This window comes from Enterococcus sp. HMSC072F02 (assembly GCF_001837725.1).
Lineage (GTDB): Bacteria > Bacillota > Bacilli > Lactobacillales > Enterococcaceae > Enterococcus_B > Enterococcus_B lactis.
Genome location: NZ_KV833968.1, coordinates 39462 through 61641, shown reverse-complemented (window position 1 = coordinate 61641; position 22180 = coordinate 39462). Strand labels below are relative to the sequence as shown.

General features: G+C 39.1%; 22 protein-coding genes and 1 other RNA gene. 5 read left to right on the top strand and 18 right to left on the bottom strand.

The features are described from left to right. Positions 1-131 precede the first annotated feature (131 nt). The 3 genes from rnpB to HMPREF2731_RS10565 form a co-directional block, all read right to left on the bottom strand. Positions 132-499, bottom strand: an RNA gene (gene rnpB / locus HMPREF2731_RS10575) — RNase P RNA component class B. A 21-nt stretch (positions 500-520) separates the two neighbouring features. Next, positions 521-940, bottom strand: a complete 420-nt coding sequence (gpsB, locus tag HMPREF2731_RS10570; RefSeq protein ID WP_002313798.1) for a cell division regulator GpsB — start codon at positions 938-940, stop codon at positions 521-523. 89 nt (positions 941-1029) lie between these two features. Beyond that, a complete protein-coding gene (locus HMPREF2731_RS10565) occupies positions 1030-1569 on the bottom strand; it encodes an SLOG family protein (protein ID WP_002309361.1) in 540 nt (179 codons plus the stop codon). Between the two features lie 63 nt (positions 1570-1632). Between HMPREF2731_RS10565 and recU the strand changes: the two genes are divergently transcribed. Together recU and HMPREF2731_RS10555 are read left to right on the top strand one after the other, a co-directional pair. Beyond that, positions 1633-2280: a Holliday junction resolvase RecU gene (gene recU, locus HMPREF2731_RS10560; protein ID WP_002309362.1), complete on the top strand. Its 648-nt coding sequence runs from the start codon at positions 1633-1635 to the stop codon at positions 2278-2280. Further along, the gene (locus tag HMPREF2731_RS10555) at positions 2270-4645 is read left to right on the top strand and encodes a PBP1A family penicillin-binding protein (protein WP_070872921.1); all 2376 of its coding nucleotides are present in this window, start codon (positions 2270-2272) and stop codon (positions 4643-4645) included. The genes recU and HMPREF2731_RS10555 overlap by 11 nt, the downstream gene beginning before the upstream one ends. 16 nt (positions 4646-4661) lie before the next feature. Here the strand turns inward: HMPREF2731_RS10555 and nth are convergent, their stop codons facing one another. Together nth and HMPREF2731_RS10545 are read right to left on the bottom strand one after the other, a co-directional pair. Next, positions 4662-5339, bottom strand: a complete 678-nt coding sequence (gene nth, locus HMPREF2731_RS10550; RefSeq protein ID WP_002309365.1) for an endonuclease III — start codon at positions 5337-5339, stop codon at positions 4662-4664. Positions 5340-5345: 6 nt separating this feature from the next. Further along, positions 5346-6044 (bottom strand): DnaD domain-containing protein, encoded by a 699-nt coding sequence (locus HMPREF2731_RS10545; RefSeq protein WP_002313799.1) that lies wholly within the window; start codon positions 6042-6044, stop codon positions 5346-5348. Positions 6045-6311: 267 nt separating this feature from the next. Here HMPREF2731_RS10545 and HMPREF2731_RS10540 point away from each other — a divergent pair, with 267 nt between their 5' ends. Beyond that, the gene (locus HMPREF2731_RS10540) at positions 6312-7499 is read left to right on the top strand and encodes an MFS transporter (RefSeq protein WP_070872920.1); all 1188 of its coding nucleotides are present in this window, start codon (positions 6312-6314) and stop codon (positions 7497-7499) included. 2 nt (positions 7500-7501) lie between these two features. Here the strand turns inward: HMPREF2731_RS10540 and HMPREF2731_RS10535 are convergent, their stop codons facing one another. The 8 genes from HMPREF2731_RS10535 to HMPREF2731_RS10500 all read right to left on the bottom strand — a co-directional run bounded on the left by HMPREF2731_RS10535 (position 7502) and on the right by HMPREF2731_RS10500 (position 15483). Then, a complete protein-coding gene (locus tag HMPREF2731_RS10535; protein ID WP_029743112.1) occupies positions 7502-7945 on the bottom strand; it encodes a MarR family winged helix-turn-helix transcriptional regulator in 444 nt (147 codons plus the stop codon). Positions 7946-8094: 149 nt separating this feature from the next. Beyond that, positions 8095-8382 (bottom strand): DUF5960 family protein, encoded by a 288-nt coding sequence (locus HMPREF2731_RS10530; RefSeq protein ID WP_002309371.1) that lies wholly within the window; start codon positions 8380-8382, stop codon positions 8095-8097. A gap of 232 nt (positions 8383-8614) precedes the next feature. Beyond that, the gene (locus tag HMPREF2731_RS10525) at positions 8615-9967 is read right to left on the bottom strand and encodes an NADH oxidase (RefSeq protein ID WP_002309372.1); all 1353 of its coding nucleotides are present in this window, start codon (positions 9965-9967) and stop codon (positions 8615-8617) included. A 270-nt stretch (positions 9968-10237) separates the two neighbouring features. Continuing rightward, positions 10238-10684, bottom strand: a complete 447-nt coding sequence (locus tag HMPREF2731_RS10520; protein ID WP_002289542.1) for a Fur family transcriptional regulator — start codon at positions 10682-10684, stop codon at positions 10238-10240. 240 nt (positions 10685-10924) lie between these two features. After that, entirely contained in the window at positions 10925-11851 is a 927-nt protein-coding gene (gene cysK, locus HMPREF2731_RS10515) for a cysteine synthase A (protein ID WP_002309374.1), read from the bottom strand. A 141-nt stretch (positions 11852-11992) separates the two neighbouring features. Beyond that, complete coding sequence (locus tag HMPREF2731_RS10510; RefSeq protein ID WP_002309375.1) at positions 11993-12886, bottom strand: glucosaminidase domain-containing protein; 894 nt, start codon at positions 12884-12886, stop codon at positions 11993-11995. Positions 12887-13132: 246 nt separating this feature from the next. Next, positions 13133-15130 (bottom strand): transketolase, encoded by a 1998-nt coding sequence (tkt, locus tag HMPREF2731_RS10505; protein WP_002313803.1) that lies wholly within the window; start codon positions 15128-15130, stop codon positions 13133-13135. A gap of 101 nt (positions 15131-15231) precedes the next feature. Next, positions 15232-15483 carry a DUF896 family protein gene (locus HMPREF2731_RS10500; RefSeq protein WP_002295816.1) on the bottom strand — a complete coding sequence of 84 codons (252 nt, stop codon included), beginning with the start codon at positions 15481-15483 and terminating at the stop codon, positions 15232-15234. 146 nt (positions 15484-15629) lie between these two features. On the opposite strand from HMPREF2731_RS10500, the gene lexA reads away from it, so the two are divergent. Both lexA and HMPREF2731_RS10490 read left to right on the top strand, forming a co-directional pair. Further along, positions 15630-16253 (top strand): transcriptional repressor LexA, encoded by a 624-nt coding sequence (gene lexA, locus HMPREF2731_RS10495; RefSeq protein WP_002309378.1) that lies wholly within the window; start codon positions 15630-15632, stop codon positions 16251-16253. Positions 16254-16430: 177 nt separating this feature from the next. Beyond that, positions 16431-16649 carry a hypothetical protein gene (locus tag HMPREF2731_RS10490; RefSeq protein ID WP_002297436.1) on the top strand — a complete coding sequence of 73 codons (219 nt, stop codon included), beginning with the start codon at positions 16431-16433 and terminating at the stop codon, positions 16647-16649. Between the two features lie 221 nt (positions 16650-16870). Here the strand turns inward: HMPREF2731_RS10490 and HMPREF2731_RS10485 are convergent, their stop codons facing one another. The 5 genes from HMPREF2731_RS10485 to rnz all read right to left on the bottom strand — a co-directional run bounded on the left by HMPREF2731_RS10485 (position 16871) and on the right by rnz (position 22006). After that, the gene (locus HMPREF2731_RS10485) at positions 16871-17383 is read right to left on the bottom strand and encodes an adenine phosphoribosyltransferase (RefSeq protein ID WP_002295813.1); all 513 of its coding nucleotides are present in this window, start codon (positions 17381-17383) and stop codon (positions 16871-16873) included. A gap of 13 nt (positions 17384-17396) precedes the next feature. Continuing rightward, complete coding sequence (gene recJ / locus HMPREF2731_RS10480) at positions 17397-19694, bottom strand: single-stranded-DNA-specific exonuclease RecJ (RefSeq protein ID WP_070872918.1); 2298 nt, start codon at positions 19692-19694, stop codon at positions 17397-17399. A gap of 141 nt (positions 19695-19835) precedes the next feature. Next, positions 19836-20279 (bottom strand): lipopolysaccharide assembly protein LapA domain-containing protein, encoded by a 444-nt coding sequence (locus tag HMPREF2731_RS10475; protein ID WP_002309380.1) that lies wholly within the window; start codon positions 20277-20279, stop codon positions 19836-19838. Then, complete coding sequence (locus tag HMPREF2731_RS10470) at positions 20280-21068, bottom strand: SDR family NAD(P)-dependent oxidoreductase (protein ID WP_002313805.1); 789 nt, start codon at positions 21066-21068, stop codon at positions 20280-20282. Then, positions 21065-22006: a ribonuclease Z gene (rnz, locus tag HMPREF2731_RS10465; RefSeq protein WP_002313806.1), complete on the bottom strand. Its 942-nt coding sequence runs from the start codon at positions 22004-22006 to the stop codon at positions 21065-21067. The genes HMPREF2731_RS10470 and rnz overlap by 4 nt, the downstream gene beginning before the upstream one ends. Positions 22007-22180 lie beyond the last annotated feature (174 nt).

The window sequence follows — 22180 nt, the reverse complement described above, 5'->3', positions numbered from 1 at the left end:
GGGGGGTGGGACATCAGTCAGTCCTACCCCACGCTTTTACTCAAACTCCGAATAACCGGTGACACAAAAGTCTGTTTTGTAATAAGAACAAAATACTTTTGTCACGACCTTATTCCCTGATGTTTGCGGTTTTCTATAAGCCATGTTCTGTACTTTGCTTTTCCAGGGAGAAAAAGCAAAGTGGTAACCATCTATCTGCAGTTGTACTGCCTTTTTGTCTTGTTCTTCTTCCAAACAAAAAGCGCCCCTACCATTGTTTGGGTTGCTCGCTCGAGGGGTTTACCGCGTTCCACCGGATGGGTTTCCCCAGCCGCTTCGTCACTGTGGCACTTTCAAGGATACTTAAGCATAGCCGAAGCCTTAGCTTGTTTTCCTGCCGTTACTCCAAAGAGTACCTTAGCTTATGTTTTCGCTAAGCACGAACACTACAGGCATCACAGCCTGTGCGAGCATGGACTTTCCTCAGCCTGATCAAGTCAGACCGCGATTACCCGAAAACCGCAAATTCATTAGTCAAAAATTAAAATTGACGTGTTTTTTCATTATCATCTAAGCTTGTATCTGCATTTGTGTAGTTATTTGGATTAGGTTGTGCTGGTTTAACTGCACTTGCTTGTTGATCAAGCTTTTTACCAAATACTTCACGTTCAAGGTTTGACAAGCGTTTTAAGATATCGAAATTGGTTACTGCTGCGCTCTTCGGTACTTCTGTTTGCTGCACACGTGTTTGAGCTGCTCCTTGAGTTTTAGATAATTGAGCTACTTTTGCACTCAATCGATCGTTTTCTTCTTGTAAAGCAAGGAGTTCTTTGCTGTAAGTTTCATAATCTTTGATGATATTGTCTAAGAATTCATCAACTTCAAGGGGATCATAGCCGCGCATTTTTGTTTTGAATTCTTGTTGTAAAATGTCTTTAGGACTATAAACCAAATTCGCCATATTTACACCTCTAGTTTTCATTTACGTAATAACATTTCTACCTTTTTCATTGTATAGGAAAAAAGTTGATAAATCAAACACAATATCGATTATTCACTAAAATTTTGAAGATCGTCCATGCTGATCAGCCGAATTTCGTAGGGATGATCCGCTTGGTAATTCTGTGCATCTTCAAAAAAATACTTCGTTTTCCCAGGGAATTCTTCATCATAGATCAGCAGACAGCCTACTGTATGTTCAAGTATAAAACGAGTATGATTCTTTAGCTGACTAGGTGATTGGTAGGGTTGATGGCTAACAGCTTCGACATAATCTGCTAATTGCTCTGCTAATTGTTTTTTCTCTTGGTTCCCTTCATTCCAGTTATTACCAAAATCAGCAAAAGGATACAAAATACCAATGGAAAGTTCCGGATATTCTTCTTTCAATTCCGCTACTGTTTGCACGGTCCATAGTTCAACGCCCAAATTCCCACTGACAAGTACCCATTCCACCCCTTCTTCTGCTAACTGGCGGAGTTCCCTTTTTAAAACATTTTTAACAACTTGGATTTTAGGGTCATTTTCTTTAAAAACACCGAGTTCGAAACTTCGATACCCAGACACATAGATTACTTTTGACTTATCCATCTCAGATTCCTTTTCTTTCTATCTGCTTTTTTGCTATAATGTGGCCTAGGAGTGTGATTAAAGATGGTATTGCGCTATCCAAACGGCCAACCTTATTATAAGAATGCCTCTCCCGTCGAAAAAATTCAAGAAAAAAGAAAACAAATCACCGAATTCGGCAATCGGGGGATGCGCTTTGAAGAAGCAATCAATGAAAGTAATGAGTATTATCTTTCCCGCGGGTTGGCAGTTATCCATAAAAAGCCTACCCCTATCCAAATCGTGAAAGTAGACTATCCTAAGAGAAGCGCTGCTGTAATCAAAGAAGCCTACTTTACCCAAGCCTCAACCACAGACTATAATGGCGTCTATCGAGGCTTTTACTTGGACTTTGAAGCAAAAGAAACCAAGAACAAAACATCGTTTCCCTTTAAAAACTTCCATGCCCATCAAATCGAACACATGAAAGCATGCCTCGAACAAAAAGGAGTCTGCTTTGTCTTATTATGGTTTTCGACATTGAAACGCTGTTTTTATTTGAATAGTGTTCATTTGATTGCTTACTGGGATGCTCAAAAGGAAAAAGGACGCAAATCACTGCCTTTATCATTGATCGAAGAACTAGGAATAGAGATCAAAACTGGTATTTCTCCGCGGATTCCTTATTTGGACGCGGTTGACTTCTATTTATCAACATTATCTATTGAAGGAGAAAGCAAGAATGGCAAATGAACAAACTAGAAGCTCTAGACGACAGAAACAGCCTACTCCTAAAAAGAGTGTGAAGAAGAATTCTGGCAAGGGTTCTGGGAAGACTTCTGGACCATATAAAAAAGGATTATTTATTAAAATCCTTTTAGGCATCCTCTCGTTTTTCTGTATCCTCTTTTTAGCAGGTGTAGGACTGTTCTGGTATTACGCAAAAGATGCACCCGAATTGACAGATAAAAAATTGGACGCTACCGTATCTTCCAAATTATATACACAAGATGGCGAATTATTCGAAGATCTAGGTGCGGAAAAGCGAGAAAAGATTTCTGCAAATGAATTACCGAAAACATTGGAAGATGCGATCGTGTCAGTAGAGGATCGGCGTTTTTATAAACATATCGGGGTTGACCCTATTCGGATCATCGGTTCTGCCCTTTCTAATTTCACCTCTGGCGGTCTACAAGGCGGAAGTACTTTGACACAACAATTGATCAAACTGTCCTTCTTCTCCACCAGCGCCGAGGATCAGACCCTGAAACGTAAGGCTCAAGAAGCGTGGATGGCTGTAAGATTGGAACAGAAAAAATCGAAACAAGAAATTTTGACCTACTACGTAAATAAAGTGTACATGTCAAATGGTTTGTACGGGATGGAAACAGCTTCTGAGATGTACTTTGGTAAGAAACTATCAGAACTTTCTTTACCACAAACAGCATTGCTTGCTGGAATGCCGCAAGCCCCTTCTGCCTATGATCCTTATGTTTATCCCGATCAGGCGAAGAAAAGACGAGATACTGTTTTGTATACGATGCTTCAAAACGAAAAAATCTCTCAAACAGAATATGATCAAGCTGTCAATGTACCGGTAACGGATGGTTTGCAAGAGCTAACTCAATCTGATGACAACACTAAGATCGTCGATAATTATGTCAAAGAAGTCATCAATGAAGTACAAGAAAAAACAGATAAGAATGTCTACACAGACGGTTTAGAGATTTATACGAATTTGGATCTGGATGCTCAAAAGAAACTATATGATATCGTCAATACGGATCAGTATGTCTCTTATCCAGACGACGAGATGCAAGTTGCCTCCACGCTTATCGACACAAATACTGGGAAAGTCAAAGCCCAGATTGGCGGGCGTCACATCGCAGAAGACGTGACTTTAGGCAACAACTTAGCAGTGAATACTTCCCGTGATTTTGGTTCTACGATGAAACCTGTCACAGATTACGGACCAGCTTTTGAATATTTGAAATATTCTACTGGAAAAACTATCACTGATGCGCCGTATAACTATGAAGGCACTTCTACTCCTGTAGGAAACTGGGATAATCAATATATGGGCACCATTACTTTACGCCAAGCACTTTACTTATCCCGTAATGTTCCAGCAGTCAAATTATTCAATGAAGTCGGTTCAGATAAAGTGGCTTCTTTCTTAAAAAATCTTGGGATCGAATACAGCACGATCCATCAATCGAATGCGATCTCTAGTAATACGGAAGAACAAGATGGGACAAAATACGGAGCTTCTTCCTTAAAAATGGCAGCAGCCTATGCGGCTTTCGCCAATGGAGGAACCTATTACAAACCTCAATATGTTAATAAAATCGTCTTCCAAGACGGTACAGAAGAAACTTATGAACCTGATGGAAAAACAGCCATGTCTCCAGAAACAGCTTATATGATCACAGACATTTTAAAAGATACAATCACTGAAGGTACTGGTACGAATGCGCAAATCGCTGGGTTATATCAAGCCGGTAAGACCGGAACATCAAATTATACAGATGACGAATATGCGAAACTTGGTATTTCTTCTGGTGTATATCCAGATATCCTATTTGCGGGCTATACACCAAATTATTCGATTTCCGTGTGGACAGGTTACAACAAGAAAATGACACCTGTCACTTCAGAATCGTCACACGTGGCCTCTGATGTTTATCGCGAGCTTATGCAATATGTTTCAGCTAACGTGACAAATACAGACTGGGAGATGCCAAGCGGTTTGATTCGTGTGGGCGGTGAACTGTACTATAAGGATCAATATACAGTGAAATCAAATACAGTTGCGCCATCAACAACTATTCCTTCTTCCAGCTATGTCCAGGCTCCTGAAAGCTCAACAACAGAGACGACGACTCAAACTAGCTCTACTAGTCAAAGTGAATCAACCGCTGAGTCCTCAACAGAAAGCACGACAGCAGAGACAAGTGAGCCAGCGTCATCAACGACGGTTCCTTCTTCTTCATCTGAAGAAAGCTCGACGCCGTCTTCATCTACTCTTCCTTCTTCCAGTGAACCAGCAACTAGCGAAGCGGATGCTGCAAATGACCATACACCATCCAGTAGCACCTCAGCTTCTGGAAACAGATAGAAAAAAGAAACCACGTCTACAGGCGTGGTTTCTTTTTTAGCGTCTTTTCTTTTAGGCGCATCCGATTTTTCCCATCTTGACATATTGATAGCAAAGGACACACCTCACACTTAGGATTTCTTGCTGTACAATGATATCTACCGAAAAAAATCAGTGTATGATGTGTCTTTACCCATAATTCTTGCGGCACTTTCCGCATCAGTGTTTCTTCTACTTCCATGACCGAGGCATCTAGTTTGCAGATCCTCAGTCGTTTTGAAACACGCTCAACATGGGTATCTACTGCGATTGCTGGTATCCCGAATGCATCTCCTAATACGACATTTGCCGTTTTTCTGCCCACGCCAGGAAGAGACATCAATTCTTCTCTTGTCGTTGGTACTTGTCCGTCGAAACGTTCAATCAGCTGCTGCGCACACGCTTTGATATTTTTTGCTTTGTTACGATACAAACCAATCGTTTTTATTTTGAGGATGATTTCATCGATTGAAGCATCTGCTAATGCATCAGGTGTCGGGAAGGAGGCAAACAAATCTGGCGTTGCTTTATTTACTGATACATCTGTCGCTTGGGCACTTAAGATCACTGCAATCAATAACTCAAATGGATTATTGTGTTTCAGTTCTCCGTGTGCTTCTGGGAACATTTCATACATCGTTTCTAGAGCTTCCATCGTCTTTTGTTTGCTTAACATATTCTGCTACTCCTCCAACCAATTTTTCAGCGAAACTTTTGGCAATTCTTCTTGTTGAGTCGGCTGTTCTACTTCTCTTTGAAGAAGTTGCTGTTTCCTTCGTTTTTGGTCTTCTTCTACTTGCTGTTTTGTACGTAGATTTTTTCTTTCCCACGATAGCAAAATGCGGTCAATGTAATTAAAACTATAAGCCTGATTCAATACGGCTTCCCGTAGTGCTAGCTTCAAAATTTCCGGCTGATAATGGTCTTCTTCTAGCCATTGACCAATCCGCTGGAACTCGATCGAAGAAAGCGGGCGTCCAAATTCTTGTTCAAATAATTGATACACTGACTGGATTTCTTTTTCTTGTATTTTTTCTTCGTATTTTTTTTCTTGTGTTTTTAAATACTCACCTAATTGATCATAAATAGGGTAAAGATTATATCGATCTGCTTTTTTACCATTGACATTCGTCGTTTCTATCTTGATAAATCCATTTGTTACGAGACGATCCAGTATTTGAAAAATCTGGTCTTGTTTGATTCCCATATCTATAGCAATCATCTGCAAATCAGGGAAAGTATCTCCTTCAAGCTGTGCCATGTGCAACTGTAGAACAAATAAAAATTCTTCAGATTGCAGACCGATCCTATGATAATTTTTAAGTAAAAGATTAGATATGACTGTTTGTCCAGCACTTAAGTATTTTTCTAAATTCAACATGATTTCTCCTCCGCTCAATCACAGTATACGTAAAAAAAACATGGGAAGCAAGAACAGGTTTCTTTTCTATTGCTTCACTGATCGGTCAGATTTATAGTGTCGTCTACTTGATTTTTGTTTGTTTATTTTTTTGATGTGCATTTTCACTTTTCGGAATAAATAAGTCAAGTAGATTTCGCTGCTCCTCATAATGTTGACAAGGAAACAAAATTACTGTACACTTTTTTTGTTTCCGAGTTAACATTATTGTATAAAGGAGTTTTTTAAATGTTCAGTTTCACAAATAAACATTCTAAAGTTTTTGGATATATTTCTGTCTTATTCACTGGATTAGGATTTACTATCGTCAGTCCTGTACTTCCTTTTTTAGTGCTTCCTTATTCCCACTCCGCACATCAGCAAGCTTTCTATATCACTTTGCTCATGTCTGTTCATGCTCTAGCTGCCTTCTTATCTGCCCCCATTCTCGGTAGCTTAAGTGATCATTTCGGGCGTCGTCCGATCCTTATTATCAGTTTATTAGGATCAAGTATTGGATATTTGATTTTTGGTTTAGGAAATTCGATATGGATGTTGTTCCTTGGTCGTATCATTGAAGGATTGACAGCAGGAGAAATCTCCACCTTATATGCTTACTTTGCCGACATCACGGAACCTAATGAAAGAACCAAAGTTTTTGGATGGATGGGTGCTTTAGTCGGTATAGGAACAACGCTTGGTCCTATTATAAGTGGTCTATTAGCTGAATTGGGAAATTCTGTTCCTATATTTATTGGAGCACTCTTTACTTTCTTAAATGCCGTTTATGGCTACACATTTATGCAAGAAAGCCTTCCAATAAAAAAACGTTCAGTAGATTTAAGTTTCTCCCATGTAAGACCTTTTCACCAATTACAACAATTATTCAAGATTTCATCCGTTATTCCTTTATTGACAGTCGGTTTTGCTGTTTGGTTAGCGGCTGGCTCTCTGCAATCTATCTTTTCTCAATTTTCGATTGACACCTTTCAGTGGAAAGCGGGGTTGGTTGGTTTAAGCTTCTCTTTGATTGGAATCTTGGATATTGTCTCGCAATTATTCATTATGCCTCGATTGCTCAAAAAATTTTCAGAACAGCAGATCACAAGAATAGGAATGTGCAGTGAAATCCTCGCCTATCTATTCATCACATTATCTGGAATTCTTCTACTGCCGGTTTTGTTTTTATTTGGGATTATCTGTTATGGTTTCGGCGATTCTATTTTTACTCCTGTATTCAATGGCCAACTATCCAATTCTGTTTCAGAAAACCAGCAAGGTCTTGTAATGGGCGGTACCCAAAGTATACAATCTCTATCGCGCGTCATCGGCCCGCTAATCGCAGGACAGCTTTATGCCGCAGCACCAGTTCTTCCGACGATATTCGGGTTTTTGCTTATAATCTTTGCCTATTATTATTACAATATAAAACATTAGTTTCATTTGCTACTCCGTATAAATTCTCTGTATCGACCGATAAAACGAAATACTGTGTCAAATTCTTCTTTTGACATATTTTCAAATACAGCAGCATCTCGCTGGACCCATTTTTGATGTAGTTGCTCGTGTCTATTCTTTATTTTTTGTCCGATTGGCGTCAATTGAAAATAGATTTCTTTTTTATTCTCTTCGCTTTGATAAGTGTTTATGATCCCTCTGGCTATCAGTTTTTTTGTTAGCTTACTGATGGCTCCTCTAGTCATATAACTAGCATTCGCTAATTTTGTCACGTTAGGATCAGGGATTTTCCCGATATGTTCAATCACTTCTAGTTCATTTAGCGTAAATCCTGCAAATTCTTTTTCCATTTCTGGTTTATTACGATGAATAATCTCATTAGCTAAATCCAGATATTCTTCTATTAGCAGCTGTCTTTTATCCATTTCTACACCTTCTTTTTCTTTCATTATATTATTTTTTTGTTTCCTAAACAACAAAGTTAAAAGGATTTTTGTAGTAAAAAAGAGAATGAAATCAAGAAAAAAGGGGTTTGACAAAAATGTCATAACCCCTTTTTCCGAATAAACGGTGTTTAAACATCATCTTCTGTTTCTAGTTCATACGGCTGTCCTTCATATGTGTACTCCGTATTCAACGTGCCGTCATTTTCATCTGAGTAGATACGCCGACTGAAAGGAAAACGATGAGAAGCATTATCTTTCGCATCTTCTGCTGGCATCGTATAATATTCCTCTTGTGTTTCATTCAATTGAGAGAGCACTTGCTCCGCCAACTCATCTATATTGATCGTCGACTCCTTCGCAACATTTTTATAATCTTCTAAAAATGCATCTTGTTGGACAAAATATTCTTTATTCATCTTCTTTCTCACCTTTCTTTTCAAGTTCAAGTAAAACTGCTTGTTCTTTTACGTAACAACTTTATCTTTGTTGCTTATTGTGACAAAAAATGCGAAGAAAGACAACTAATTGTACTTTTCACAAAAAGACAGAGGGTCGTGACAAAAAATACGTCACAACCCTTTTTCCAAAATAAACGGTATTTAGTCAAAACTAAACAGCTTTTTCCTAACCGCTCTCGTCTGTCTTTCTTTATTGTGCTGTTTCGATTTCGCCTAGCGCTGCTTGTGCAAGTAGGTTCAAGTAATTCCAAGGACGGTCAAAATGTGGTTGGAAGAAGAAGTCTGAAAGAGCAAGATCTTCTACAGTCATTTTATTTTGAACAGCTAAAGACATAGTATTTGCTGATTGCGTAATGTCGTATTTAGACATGAACTGAGCACCAACGATACGATTTGTGCCTTTTTCATAAACTAACTCCATCATTACTTTTTCGGTAGTCGGCATGAACTCTGGACGATAATTGTCTTCAAATACCGTTGCTTGGACTTCTAGATCGTTCAATGTTGCGCTTTCTTTGGTCACTCCTGTCGAGCCAATCGTCCAGCCAAAGAGATAAAGTCCTGAAGTTCCTTGAGTCCCACGATACGCCATTTTATGCTCTGTCAAGTTATTTCCTACAAGCAATCCTTGGCGCACGGCATTTGTTGCCAGAGGAATATAGTTTTGTGTGCCACTTGGATTGTAGTTGACTACTGCTGAATCTCCAGCGGCAAAAATATCTGGATCACTTGTTTGCATGTATTCATTTACTTTGATTGCCCCGTTTGGCAGTGTCTCTACTTTTCCTTCGATCAGTTTTGTATTTGGACGGAAGCCCACACATAAAATGACCATATCTGTATCAAATGTATCTGTTGGTGTAGCTACTTGTTTCACTTTTCCTTCTTCATCTGTGATGAATTCAGTAACATTTTCACCTAATGCAAGAGTGACACCACGGTCTGTCAATTCTTTTTCTAGGATATCTGTGAATGGTTTATCTAGATATTTGTTCAAGATGCGATCTAACCCATCAATCAATGTTACTTGTTTTCCAGATTCGACAAAAGCTTCGACTAATTCAATACCGATATACCCACCACCAACGATTACTACACGTTTTGCTTCTTTCGCTTGTGCAATGATTTCATTTGCTTGGTTGTAGTTTTTGCATAGGAGTACATTTTTTGCATCAATTCCACTAATCGGTGGGATGATAGGCCATGAACCAGTTGTCATTACTAATTTATCATAAGAAACCGTTTCTGTTTCTCCTGTTTTCAGATCTTTTGCCGTCACTGTTTTGTTTTCTGTATCGACGTCTGTTACATCGTGTTCCATTTTAACTGTTGCTCCTAATGAAGATAATTCTTCAGGGTTTGAGTAGAACAAGCCTGCTGGGTCTTTTACTACTCCGCCGACATAAAGTGCGATACCGCAAGATAAGAAAGAAATATTGTCATTTCTTTCATACACTGTCACTTCTGCTTCTGGATGATTTTTTAAAATACTTTTTACAGCTGCAGTACCTGCATGAGTACAGCCAATTACTACTACTTTCATTTATGGTCCCTCCGATTAACATTTTGTCCTTCGACAAAATTACTATAACAGAAATAAAACGGATACAACAGTTTAATGCTTGTGAATTCACAAAGGTTTATTTGTAGTTTTACTCATTTACAATCATAGAAATCCATTGTTAGCAAGATCCTCATTGTGATAACATTCACTTTAACGTTTGTCCTTGTGAATAAAAGACAAAAAAATAAAAAAAGCTAGCGTTTTTTTACGTAGCCAGCTTTTTTAAGTGTAACACTTGTAGAAACTGTTTTACATTTGTGCCTTTTTTGCTGATTCTTTACAGTCTGGACAAAGTCCATACAATTCCAACCGATGTTCGTTAATCTCAAAATCAGTCAGCCTACTCGCAGCCATTTCTATATCTTCTAACCCTGGGTAATGAAAATCAACGATCTTACCGCAGTTTTCGCAAATCACATGATAGTGACGCTTTGAGCTGAAATCAAAGCGACTAGAAGCATCGCCGTACTTCATTTCTTGAACAAATCCAATCGAAGTAAACAGACGAAGATTGTTGTAAACGGTCGCAACACTCATGTTTGGGAAACGATGTTCAAGTGCTTTATAAATCTCATCAGCTGTTGGATGGGAATGATGTTCAATCAAATATTCTAAAACCGCATACCGTTGAGGTGTGATTCGAATGTTCTCTTTTTTTAACTTTTCGATAACCTCTTCGACTAACTTATTTTCCATGTAAACACCCCACGTTGTTATTCTCGTCTTATCATACTATTTTTACATTTTAAAATCCACTTAACATGAAAAGAAAATTCAATTTTATTGTATTTTAATGAAAAAAAGACGTAAAACAGTCATGTTCACCATTCTACGTCTCTATTCAACTAACTCTTTTCTTATCATAGATTTTTGTGTTTTCTCTTTTCATCTGTAAAAGCCTTCCACATAAACCTATTTATAGAGAAACAAGTTTACTTACATTTCTTGGTAAAGGGCTGTAGATAAATAACGTTCACCATTGTCGGGAACGACTGCTAATACCTTTTTGCCTTTCCCTAGTTCTTTTGCGACTTTTAATGCGGCAGCAATTGCAGCACCAGATGAGATACCAACTAAAATCCCTTCTTTTCGTCCGACTTCTCTAGCTGTTTCCATCGCTTCGTCACCAGTCACGGAAAGGACTTTATCATATACAGAGGTATCCAGTGTTTTAGGGACAAATCCTGTACCGATTCCTTGGATCTTGTGAGGACCCGCTTCTTTTCCTTCTAAAATGGCAGATTCTGCCGGTTCTACCCCTACTAATTCGATTTTTGGATACACACGTTTTAATTCTCGGCCAGCGCCAGTGATTGTCCCGCCTGTCCCGATACCTGCGACAAAAGCGTCCAATCCATTTACTCCAAAGGCTTGATGAATCTCTGGACCAGTCGTTTTTTCATGTACAAGAGGATTTGCTTCATTTTCAAATTGTAATGGTAAAAAGTAGCCATTTTCTTTTGCTAAACGTTCTGCTTCTCTAATGGATCCAGAAATACCATCCACACCAGGCGTCAGAATCAACTCTGCGCCGTATCCTTTCATCAATAAACGTCTTTCGATACTCATCGTCTCAGGCATCACGATAATGACTTTATATCCTTTCGCGACTCCTACCATCGACAATCCGATTCCTGTATTTCCGGAGGTAGGTTCAATGATAGTATCTCCTGGTTTCAGTAATCCATCATGTTCCGCTTTTTCTATCATACTTAGAGCAATCCGGTCCTTTACACTTCCTCCTGGATTAAAAAACTCAAGTTTCACAAATACATCTGCTGAATCTTCTGGTACGAGTTTATTTAATTTGACGATTGGCGTTTTACCAATCAATTCGGTGACTGAGTTATAGATAGCTGTCATCTTCAATTCCTCCTTGTCTTTGCTCTTCCCTACTTATCATAATACAATCTGTTCATTTCTGGCGAGTGATTCGTCTTTGACTAGTAAAAAAAAAGACAAAGATATACCAGATATGGTCGTTTCTTTGCCTTTTTATCTAAATCACACGTTTAGTTCTTGTCCGACTAATAAAGAATAACTGGACATGGACATGCCGTTTTTCGCCATTAGATCATCAACAGACATGCCAAATTTTTGTGCAATATCCCATAGCGTATCTCCTGATACAACTGTATATGTTTGACTACTATTTGTATCCGTACCTGTTGTCGACGATGATGATGACGTTGAAGTCGTCGTAGTAGTTGTTGTTGTTGTACTTGTAGTTGTTGTTGTCGCCGAACCAGTTGATGGTGTATCAAAACGGGTTAAATTATAAGTATTAATCAATGAGTTCAATTTGGTTCCATAATCTGGATCAGTAGCGTAACGACCTGTCAAGTACGCTGTTGCATCATAAAAACTTGTTGTATTGCTTTTCCATACACCAGCATAATGATAATCGCCTGTTGAAAAACTGGTTGAACGAAGAACATTTGCGTGGTCTTGGAAGGATTCCCAATAAGAAGAATATTTTCGGAATGGTTCATTCATCGTTACCCATTGTCCGTTTACATATTCTTTGGTTGCCATATAAACGACCTGTCCGTTATAGCTTCCTTTTACACCGAACAAATTATAATTGGGCGCACTAGCTAATCCGGAAGTACCATATGCACTTTCCAACAACGCTTGAGCGATCATGACTGAAGCATACAAGTCATTACTTGCAGCAACTTCTGATGCAGACCAGCCGATTTGATCGATAAACGCTTGAGGATCAGCAACTGTTTGAGATCCTTGTTCATCTGCATGAACACTTTGCGGTACCGCTGTAACCATCATCGGCCCAACTAAAAGACTCGTTCCAATTAAAGGAGCAATCGCTTTTTTATTGATCACCATGTTTCTTTTAGGTCTATGGTGTCGGGCACTGCGGGTCTTCAGCTCTTGCATTCAAATTCCTCCTCAAAATAAAAAAACTTACTAAAAAGTTCTCTTCTTAAAACAAACTTAATTAATTAAATTATACTTTTAATTCTCAAGAAACACAAACTAATCCGAAGAATTCTTTGTTTTGTCATTTAAATGTAATATAAAAGAAAACGAAAAGTAACATTGATTTATTCTTACCACCACATAAAAAACAGCTGCCTCCAACTTGCAGACAGCTGTCTTTATCATTCAAACAATGATTGGTGTCTATGATAATTGATTGTACGTATTCACAACATTTTCTACTGTAAATCCAAACTCTTCTAAAATTTTAGCACCAGGAGCAGATGCACCGAAATGATCGATGGTAATCGTTGTTCCTTCTGTACCCACATAGCGTTCCCATCCGAATGATGCAGCAGCTTCGATCGCCACGCGTTTCTTCACTGCTTTAGGAAGTACGCTTTCTTTGTATTCAGAAGATTGTTTTTCAAACAGGTCGAAGCTTGGCATAGAGACAACAGAAACATCTTTCCCGTTTTCTGCCAATTCTTTTTGAGCTTTCACGGCTAAATCAACTTCAGAGCCAGTTGCAATCAAAATACCTTCTGGTGTTTCTCCTTTAGCTGGAGAAAGAACGTATGCGCCTTTTTTGACCATTTCATCTGCTACTTCTTTTGTAGAAGGCAATACAGGAAGGTTTTGGCGGCTCAATACAAGGATAGTAGGCGCATCACTAGTCTCCATCGCCACTTTCCAAGCAGCACGTGTTTCATTTCCGTCTGCTGGACGAATCACTTGGACACCAGGCATGCAACGAACAGAAGCTAATTGTTCAATCGGTTCGTGTGTTGGTCCGTCTTCTCCGACAGCAACGGAGTCATGTGTCAAAACGTAAACAACAGGCGTATGTTGAATCGCTGCTAAACGAACAGCTGGTCTTAGGTAATCGACAAAGACAAAGAATGTTCCGCCATAGATACGAGTTCCGCCATGAAGTTGGATACCATTCATAGCCGAAGCCATCGCAAATTCGCGAACGCCAAACCAGATGTTACGTCCTTCATAATGTTCAGGAGTAAAATCTTTATCAGCAGCTACCATTGTATTATTGGAACCTGATAAATCTGCTGAACCACCCCAGAAACTTGGTATAGCTTTCGATAATTCTTGGATGACTTCTTTACTTGAAACACGGCTTGCTTGACTGCTTCCCACTTCATAAGTTGGCAATTCTGCATCCCAGTTTTCTGGCAGTTTTCCATCAAAGGCATCTTCAAATTGTTGTGCTAATTCAGGATAAGCTTTTTTATAATTGGCAAACATTTCATTCCACGCATCTTCCGCTTTTTGTCCTTCTTCTATCATTGTTTGATGGAAGCGGGCAGCTACTTCTTCGGGAACAGTGAAGTCTGGATAATCCCATCCGTAAACTTCTTTAGCCATCTTGATACCATCTTCACCAAGAGGAGCACCATGAACAGCAGATGTTCCTTCTTTAGGAGCACCGTAGCCGATGACTGTTTTTACTTCGATCAACGTTGGTTTATCTGTTTCAGCTTTTGCTTCTTCAATCGCTTTAGAGATTGCTTCTAGGTCATTTCCGTCTTTCACTAAGATATGTTGCCAGCCATATGCTTCATAACGAGCACCAACATTTTCTGTGAACGCTTTTGAAGTTGGACCATCTAATGAAATATCGTTTGAATCATATAAAACGATTAATTTACCTAACTTCATATGACCTGCCATCGAACTTGCTTCTTGAGAGACTCCTTCCATCAAGTCTCCATCCCCACAAATTGCATACGTATAGTGATCCATTACGTTGAAGTTTTCTTTGTTATAAGTGGCTGCAAGATGTGCTTCTGCCATCGCCATACCAACAGCCATTGCAATTCCTTGGCCTAATGGGCCTGTAGTAGCTTCTACACCATCTGTATGATGGACTTCAGGATGTCCCGGTGTCTTAGAATCCCATTGACGGAATTGTTTCAAATCATCAATTGTCACTTGATAGCCAGCTAAATGAAGTAAACTATATAACATTGCTGACCCATGTCCTGCTGAAAGAATGAAACGGTCGCGATCAGCCCAATTTTTCGATGTCGTTGGATTTACTTTCAGGTGTTTTGTCCATAACGCATATGCCATAGGTGCTGCGCCCATCGGCAATCCAGGATGTCCTGAGTTTGCTTTTTGGACTGCTTCAATACTTAATGTACGAATTGTGTTAACGCCAAGTTGGTCAATTTTGTCAAACAAAATAACCCCTCCTATTAATTTAGGTTTTTTTTACCTTTATTTCTTACACTCTCATTCTATAAGATGTCAAACGAAAAAGCAATCATTTTCAGTATTTTTTACTAAAAGTTGTCATTTCGGTTGTGTAAGCCTTTTTTCTTTTGGATTTCTTTTAATTTTTCCGGGGTCACGTCATTGCCCTCAGGATCGACGACTTTCATTCCTTCGATATGATGACGCATACCGGAACGAAAAGCTTCCAAATACTCTTTACGCAAGTTGATTTGTTCTTGTTCTTCGGCTTTCGAGAGACCATTTTCCTTCTTTTTACGTGCAAGTTCATTGATCCGCTCTATTTTTTCAGGTGACAGCATGCTCAGCCCTCCTTTTACTCTCCTTCATATTATATAAAAACTGAAAAAAAAACAACTAGATAAACTAAATAAAATACGAACATTCGTTTGATTTAGCGCTTTTTATATGGTACTATTTATTTATCAAGTGAAAGAAGGTGTACCTTGTGGCCCGACAAACTGAATCAAGACAAATTGAAGTCTTACGTTATATCCATGAACAAGTAACCCAAAAAGGATACCCGCCAACTGTCCGTGAAATCGGGGAAGCTGTTCAGCTTTCTTCTACTTCTACTGTTCACGGTCATCTTGCACGGCTTGAAAAAAAAGGGTTTATCCAAAGAGATCCGACGAAACCTCGTGCAATCGAGTTGACAAAACAAGGTTTAGAAAAGATTGGGATTCGTCCAACAACTATTCCAGTACTTGGCGTAGTAACAGCTGGAGAACCAATTTTAGCAGTAGAGGATGCTTCGGACTTCTTTCCGATCCCTCCTAATCTTTCTTCTGAAGAAGGCAGTCTCTTTATGCTGACGATTCGTGGAGATAGTATGATCAATGCTGGAATTTTGGATGGCGACAACGTGATCGTTCGGAAGCAGGAAACTGCACAAAACGGTGATATCGTCATTGCAATGACTGCAGAGGATGAAGCGACTTGCAAACGATTCTATAAAGAAAAAAACTACTTCCGTCTTCAACCTGAAAACGACTTACTCGAACCAATAATTTTAGATCAAGTATCTATATTAGGACGAGTAGTAGGGCTTTATCGTAGTCATATCTATTAATTAGTACTAAAAAAGAAATTTTTTAAAACCGAGTTTGAGACCATTGTCTCAAACTCTTTTTTCGCCCAAGTTCTTCTTCTTTCAAATTTTTATCGCTTCCCTCTTTACAAACCGAACAAATATTCGTATACTAAATATACGAACAATTGTTCGCATAAATTAACGAGGTGAGAATTCATGAAATCAATGAGACGTCTTGGCTTAGTATTAACTGTTTTGTTTTTAGGTATTATTATTGGTAATTTCGGCATACGTCCAGCTTTACTTGTGTTTGTTCCGTTATTTACTTTGTGGTTCATGTTGTGGGATGAAAAGAAGTACCGTCAATCTGAGCGGCGCAGAATTCATGAAGATCATTTCTATCATGAACCCTACTACAGATCCAGGCAATCATAATGAGGATTGACTGCTAATTGTTCAAAAGACAAAAAGTTAAACTTTTACGAGGGTGTGACAAAAAACGGTCACATCCTTTTTTTCGAACTTTTACTGGACTTTGACTGGCTCCATTTATAAAAAAATAGCGACCCTCAAGCGTCAGAGTGCCTATCTGACTTTTGAGGGTCGCTTCAAAATCGCTTCTTTATAAATTATAAATCATAAATCGCTTTTTCTGCTTAATATTCCATTAATGTAATAATGTCGTATCCTTTGATTTTGTCGCGTCCATGGAGATCCATCAATTCGATTAAAAATGCGCAGCCTACGACTACACCACCTAATTGTTCGATCAGTTCGATTGTCGCTTTGATCGTTCCACCTGTAGCCAGCAAATCGTCACAAATCAGCACACGCTGACCTGGTTTAATGGCATCCTTATGCAATGTCAATGTATCTGTTCCATATTCTAATCCATAAGTCACTTCGATGGTTTCTCGAGGTAATTTTCCTTTTTTGCGGACTGGTGCAAAACCGACTCCTAACTCATAAGCAACAGGACATCCTACGATGAACCCACGTGCTTCTGGTCCAACTACCATATCAATTCGTTTTTCTTTTGCATAATTTACGATTTGCTTCGTAGCTTCCCGATAAGCATCACCATCTGCCATCAGCGGGGAAATATCTCTGAACACAATTCCTTTTGACGGATAGTCGGGAATACTGGCAATATAATCTTTTAAATCCACTCTTTGTTTCCTCCTAGGTTGTTAACCATTTCTTTATGGTAGGAATATCGCTCAAAAGCAAAAATTCCTCAACTTTGATTTTATTTAGCCGCCGCTGGTATAATTTGCTCTCAGTCAAAGGATGACTTTCTGGGCTGGCGACTTTTTGTAAAACACCGTTCTCTATTGTAACAAATTTCAATTCAAAAAACACCTGTATCATAAAAATTAATAATTTTTCAGGGATACTCAAATATTGAGCTACTGCTTTTATTTTATGACGTATATCTATTCGTTCTTGAGAATGGATCAATTTAAACAATTTTGCGTACTGTTCTCTTGTGCCTACCCCATTCAAATAAGCCTCATCAGGTGAAATCCCCATCAGATAAACACGATTGAATGAATAAGACCCAAAGACTTCTTTCAGCTTTGCTAAATCATCTGGACAATCCATAATAACCAGAGATTTCGGTTTTCTTTTTTCAATTACTGCTTGTATAAAGTCCATTCCTTCGAAAACAATCGCCGTTTCTTGGATGCGCTCCGGCACGAATTTCAACGTCGAAGAATCAAAAGCTAAATAAAGACTGTCTTCAGATGTTCGGCTCTGTTCACGGAAACGTTTTGCCCGCCAATCAAATACCTGCAGACCACCTACTGCAAAATCAGATACCATCAGTTGTGGTTTCTTACGTCCATTCCATTCATTGATCGAAAGCTTTCCTACTACATCTACTAGATTATTCAGCAGTTCTTCTTCTTGAGTTCCAAAACCAAAAGCGACCGCATCAAGCTGACTAGATTCATCGGAAAGGACAAATTTCAGATGCTGTTGGTTTGCTCCGATTTTTTTGACATTCGCTACTTGGACTTGCCGAAATAAAAATTGAGGTAAAGGATTATCTGTACCAAATGGCGCTAATAATTTTAGTTCATCAATACGCTCTACTGTTACTTCATTCGGAAGTAGCACTTCATCAATTCTTAATTCAGGTCCTCTTGTCAAATCGATTTGACGATCGACTATATATTGGTTCATCTTCTCCTGTAGTATTGTGACATTTTCACTTGGCATCGTTAACCCGACTGCTGCATGATGTCCTCCAAAATAAGTAAATAGATCCCGCATCTGGTCAAGCATTTCAAAAAGGTTCAAGGCTTCAACACTACGTCCAGAACCTTTAGCTGATCCGTCTTCTTTTAAAGTAAGAACAAGCGTTGGTTTACCAGTTTCGTTCATTATTTTTCCTGCAACAATACCTAAAACACCTTCATGCCATCCTCGGTTTACCAATAGATGGATATGATTCTCCTTATTGACCATTGCTAATGCTTCTTCTGTTATCTGCTCTACGATTGCTTTTCTTTCTTCATTGATTTCATTCAATTTTTTTGCTTGAATGGATGCCCCTTCTTCGTCAAACGTTGCAAGCAATGAAACGGCAGGTCGCGGGTCGCCCATTCGACCAATGGCATTTAGTCTGGGCGCAATCGAAAAGCCGATCGTTGTTTCGTCTGCATCCCTCATTTTTATGCCGCTTTCTTCAAACAGCGCCTGAAGTCCTATCCGTTCTGAATGATGGATGGCATCGATTCCTAATGAAACAAGGATTCGATTCTCATCAGTCAATGAAACTAAATCGGCGATTGTTCCTATCGCTACTAAATCCAAAAATTCTGCAGGTGGTTCTTCCAACAATGCAGAAGCTACTTTGAATGCTACTCCGACTCCTGCCAGATCTGGAAATGGATATTGCCCCGCTGGATGACGAGGATGAACAATCGCATAGGCGTCTGGTAATTTCTCAGGTAGTTCGTGATGGTCTGTAATGATCACGTCTACACCAGCTTGCTGTGCATATGCTACTGCATCATTTCCTGCTACCCCGTTATCAACAGTGATGATCAACTGGATGCCTTTTTCGATCTTTTCTTGGTATACCGATCGATTTGGTCCATACCCGTGCTCAAATCGATTTGGCAAAAATACTTCTACTTCTGCGCCAAGTAATTCCAGTGTTTCTTTCATTACCGTTGCACTGGTGATTCCGTCTGCATCATAATCACCATAAACGAGGATTTTTTCTCCACTGATTACAGCTTCTTGTATTCGACTGATTGCTTTATCCATATCGTGCATCAGATACGGATCATGTAGTTCTTGTTCCTTTGGATGTAAAAATCGGTTGATATCCTCTTCCTCATGGTAACCTCTTTGCCACAGTAACTTACCGACAAATGGAGATAATTTCAGTTCACGGATCATTTGGAGAAAGGATTCAGAAGGCTCTGTCTCGCTTAACTTCCAATCAAAATTTGCTTGTCTCACTTTCTCACTCCTAACTTAGTTATTATAGCAAAGGAAATCAGCAAAAAAAAGCAGAAAGAAAGAATAAAAATAGATCAGATCCGCTAGACTGATGTTCAGCAGGACCCGATCTTTTATACGACCATTTATGAAATATCCCTATTAGTCAAAATAATTGAAGCTTTGTTTTGGTACTTGCGTTTTTTGTTCTTCCGGCGCTTTCAATTGACTGATTTGTGTTGTTTTCGCTTGTAATTCCGCCTGGTAAGCAGCTTCCAACTCCGCGCGTTCGTTTCTAAACTCGCGTTGCTGTTCTTCTTTTGCTTCTTCAATTTTCTTTTGCAGATCTGTTTGGTATTCTGATATTTCCTGAGTCAGCTGCTTGATTTGCTTTTTTTGCTGCCATAGTGTTGCCGAAGCAGTCAAGAATACGATCAGTGCACCAATCAGCGCAGAACCGATGATCACTAAGATCAACGGTGCAGAAAAGGAAGTGAAGCCAAAACTTACAGGGACATTTTTATTGTTCAATACAGCAAAAAGAACAATAATCAAAACTAAGATAAATCCAAGAATCACATTGCTTTGCTTTTTCAATTCCTCCACCTACTTTTTGTTAAAAATTCCGCTGGCTAAATAATCACCAATCGTTGGAAACAGCGTATAAAATTTTGATGCAACTTCTAAAATAAACGGTTGATTGATTTCCCGTTTTGGATGTCTCATATTGCGGACAATCATTTTTGCCAACTTAGTAGGTTCTAAAACGATTTGCCCGACTTTTTCCAAATAGCTTCCGCTTGGATCAGCCTTGTCAAAGAAATCTGTCTCGATTGGACCTGGATTTACTGTCGTAACAGCTACACCAAGTGGTTTCAATTCTAATCGCAAGGCGTTGGAAAAGCCAAGGACTGCAAATTTCGTGGCAGAATAAACCGTTGATTTTGCAGTTGCCATTTTCCCAGCCATTGAGGCGATATTAATAATATGTCCTTGTCTTCTTTCTGCCATATTGATCGCAAATTTTTGTGTCAAAACCATCATTCCTAAGATATTGACTTCAAACATATCGTACGCTTTTCCGAGATCGAATGTAAGGAATTCCTCGAAAATACCAAAACCAGCATTGTTTACCAGAATATCGACACGTCCAACTTCTTCCATTACTTTTTCATATAGTTCATCCACACTATAAGGATCGCTGACGTCTACTTTGAAAGCATAAGCCTCTTTGCCACTCAAGCGTCTGCACTCGTCTCTGACACCTTCTACAAATGCCATTCTTCGTGCGCAACTTATAACGATTGCTCCTTGCTTTGCTGCTTCATAACAGATTTGCGCGCCTAGACCACCTGAACTACCTGTTACTAAAACAACTTTATCTTCTAAATTCATGCCTCATCCTCCTCACGAAATGGTATCTCAATGCTATCAAAATCTTTCATGATCGTTGTGTTTTCAAACACTTCTTTTGCTTCTTTTTCAAGCTCTAGAGCTGCTTTTCCTAAATATCTTGCACTGATATGAGTAAGCAACAACCGTTTTGCCTGCGCTTCTTTTGCTACTTCAGCAGCTTGATGAGTCGTGGAATGGAAATAGTTATGCGCCATTCTTGCTTCATCTTTATTAAATGTGCTTTCATGTACCAGAATATCACTGTTTTCCGCAAGCACAACAGAATTATGTGTTTTTCTCGTGTCCCCCAAAATAGTCACGATCCGCCCTTTTTTATTTGGGCCTACGAAATCTTTTCCATTGATCGTCCGACCATCTTCTAGTTGGATCGTTTCCCCTTGCTTTAGCTTGCCGTACAGTGGTCCAGCGGGAATGCCTAATTCTTTCAGACGATCCACCTGCAATTCTCCTTTATGATCATGTTCAACCACACGATAACCGAAACTGTCGATTCCATGATTTAGTTTTTTTGCATAAACAGAAAATTGCTGATCAGTAAAAATCGGGTCTGTTTCATTTAACTCGATGAATTTCAGCGGATAACTTAACCGTGTTTGCGAAATGCCTAAAGAGACTTTTATGTATTCCTCTATCCCTTTTGGCCCGTAAATCTCTAATGGCGTATCCCCACCTTGAAATGAACGGCTGCTGATGAGTCCGGGAAGCCCAAAAATATGATCGCCGTGTAAATGTGTAATGAAAATTTTTCCGATTTTTCTCGGACGGATAGTCGTTCGCAAAATCTGCATTTGCGTGCCTTCACCACAGTCGAATAACCAAACTTCATTACGTTCGTCTAAAAGTTTCAATGCTATGCTTGTCACATTTCTATGTTTTGCAGGAACACCTGCGCCTGTTCCTAAAAATTGTAATTCCATAATCTACCTGACTTTCTTTAAGTTCCTCTTTAATTTTAGGGGAAAAAGATAGGATAATCAACCGTAAGTCGAGAAAGGCTTCAAATAAAAATAATGTTCTTCTGTGATAACGTTTTCTTTAAACTCCTTTAAACTCCATTGTAAAAACAGCAGCGAATCCTTTTGAGATTCTCT

What these genes read in the sequence shown, in the direction of transcription:
- HMPREF2731_RS10565 (WP_002309361.1), bottom strand. Translation starts at nt 1,569, where the DNA reads ATGGATAAGTCAAAAGTAATCTATGTGTCTGGGTATCGAAGTTTCGAA.
- HMPREF2731_RS10470 (WP_002313805.1), bottom strand. Translation starts at nt 21,068, where the DNA reads ATGAATTTAGAAGATAAAGTTGTTTTAGTAACAGGTAGTTCAGGTGGT.
- recU (WP_002309362.1), top strand. Translation starts at nt 1,633, where the DNA reads ATGGTATTGCGCTATCCAAACGGCCAACCTTATTATAAGAATGCCTCT.
- gpsB (WP_002313798.1), bottom strand. Translation starts at nt 940, where the DNA reads ATGGCGAATTTGGTTTATAGTCCTAAAGACATTTTACAACAAGAATTC.
- HMPREF2731_RS10510 (WP_002309375.1), bottom strand. Translation starts at nt 12,886, where the DNA reads ATGCAAGAGCTGAAGACCCGCAGTGCCCGACACCATAGACCTAAAAGA.
- cysK (WP_002309374.1), bottom strand. Translation starts at nt 11,851, where the DNA reads ATGACAGCTATCTATAACTCAGTCACCGAATTGATTGGTAAAACGCCA.
- HMPREF2731_RS10555 (WP_070872921.1), top strand. Translation starts at nt 2,270, where the DNA reads ATGGCAAATGAACAAACTAGAAGCTCTAGACGACAGAAACAGCCTACT.
- HMPREF2731_RS10540 (WP_070872920.1), top strand. Translation starts at nt 6,312, where the DNA reads ATGTTCAGTTTCACAAATAAACATTCTAAAGTTTTTGGATATATTTCT.
- rnz (WP_002313806.1), bottom strand. Translation starts at nt 22,006, where the DNA reads ATGGAATTACAATTTTTAGGAACAGGCGCAGGTGTTCCTGCAAAACAT.
- HMPREF2731_RS10525 (WP_002309372.1), bottom strand. Translation starts at nt 9,967, where the DNA reads ATGAAAGTAGTAGTAATTGGCTGTACTCATGCAGGTACTGCAGCTGTA.
- HMPREF2731_RS10520 (WP_002289542.1), bottom strand. Translation starts at nt 10,684, where the DNA reads ATGGAAAATAAGTTAGTCGAAGAGGTTATCGAAAAGTTAAAAAAAGAG.
- nth (WP_002309365.1), bottom strand. Translation starts at nt 5,339, where the DNA reads ATGTTAAGCAAACAAAAGACGATGGAAGCTCTAGAAACGATGTATGAA.
- HMPREF2731_RS10535 (WP_029743112.1), bottom strand. Translation starts at nt 7,945, where the DNA reads ATGGATAAAAGACAGCTGCTAATAGAAGAATATCTGGATTTAGCTAAT.
- HMPREF2731_RS10545 (WP_002313799.1), bottom strand. Translation starts at nt 6,044, where the DNA reads ATGTTGAATTTAGAAAAATACTTAAGTGCTGGACAAACAGTCATATCT.
- HMPREF2731_RS10490 (WP_002297436.1), top strand. Translation starts at nt 16,431, where the DNA reads ATGAAATCAATGAGACGTCTTGGCTTAGTATTAACTGTTTTGTTTTTA.
- HMPREF2731_RS10500 (WP_002295816.1), bottom strand. Translation starts at nt 15,483, where the DNA reads ATGCTGTCACCTGAAAAAATAGAGCGGATCAATGAACTTGCACGTAAA.
- HMPREF2731_RS10530 (WP_002309371.1), bottom strand. Translation starts at nt 8,382, where the DNA reads ATGAATAAAGAATATTTTGTCCAACAAGATGCATTTTTAGAAGATTAT.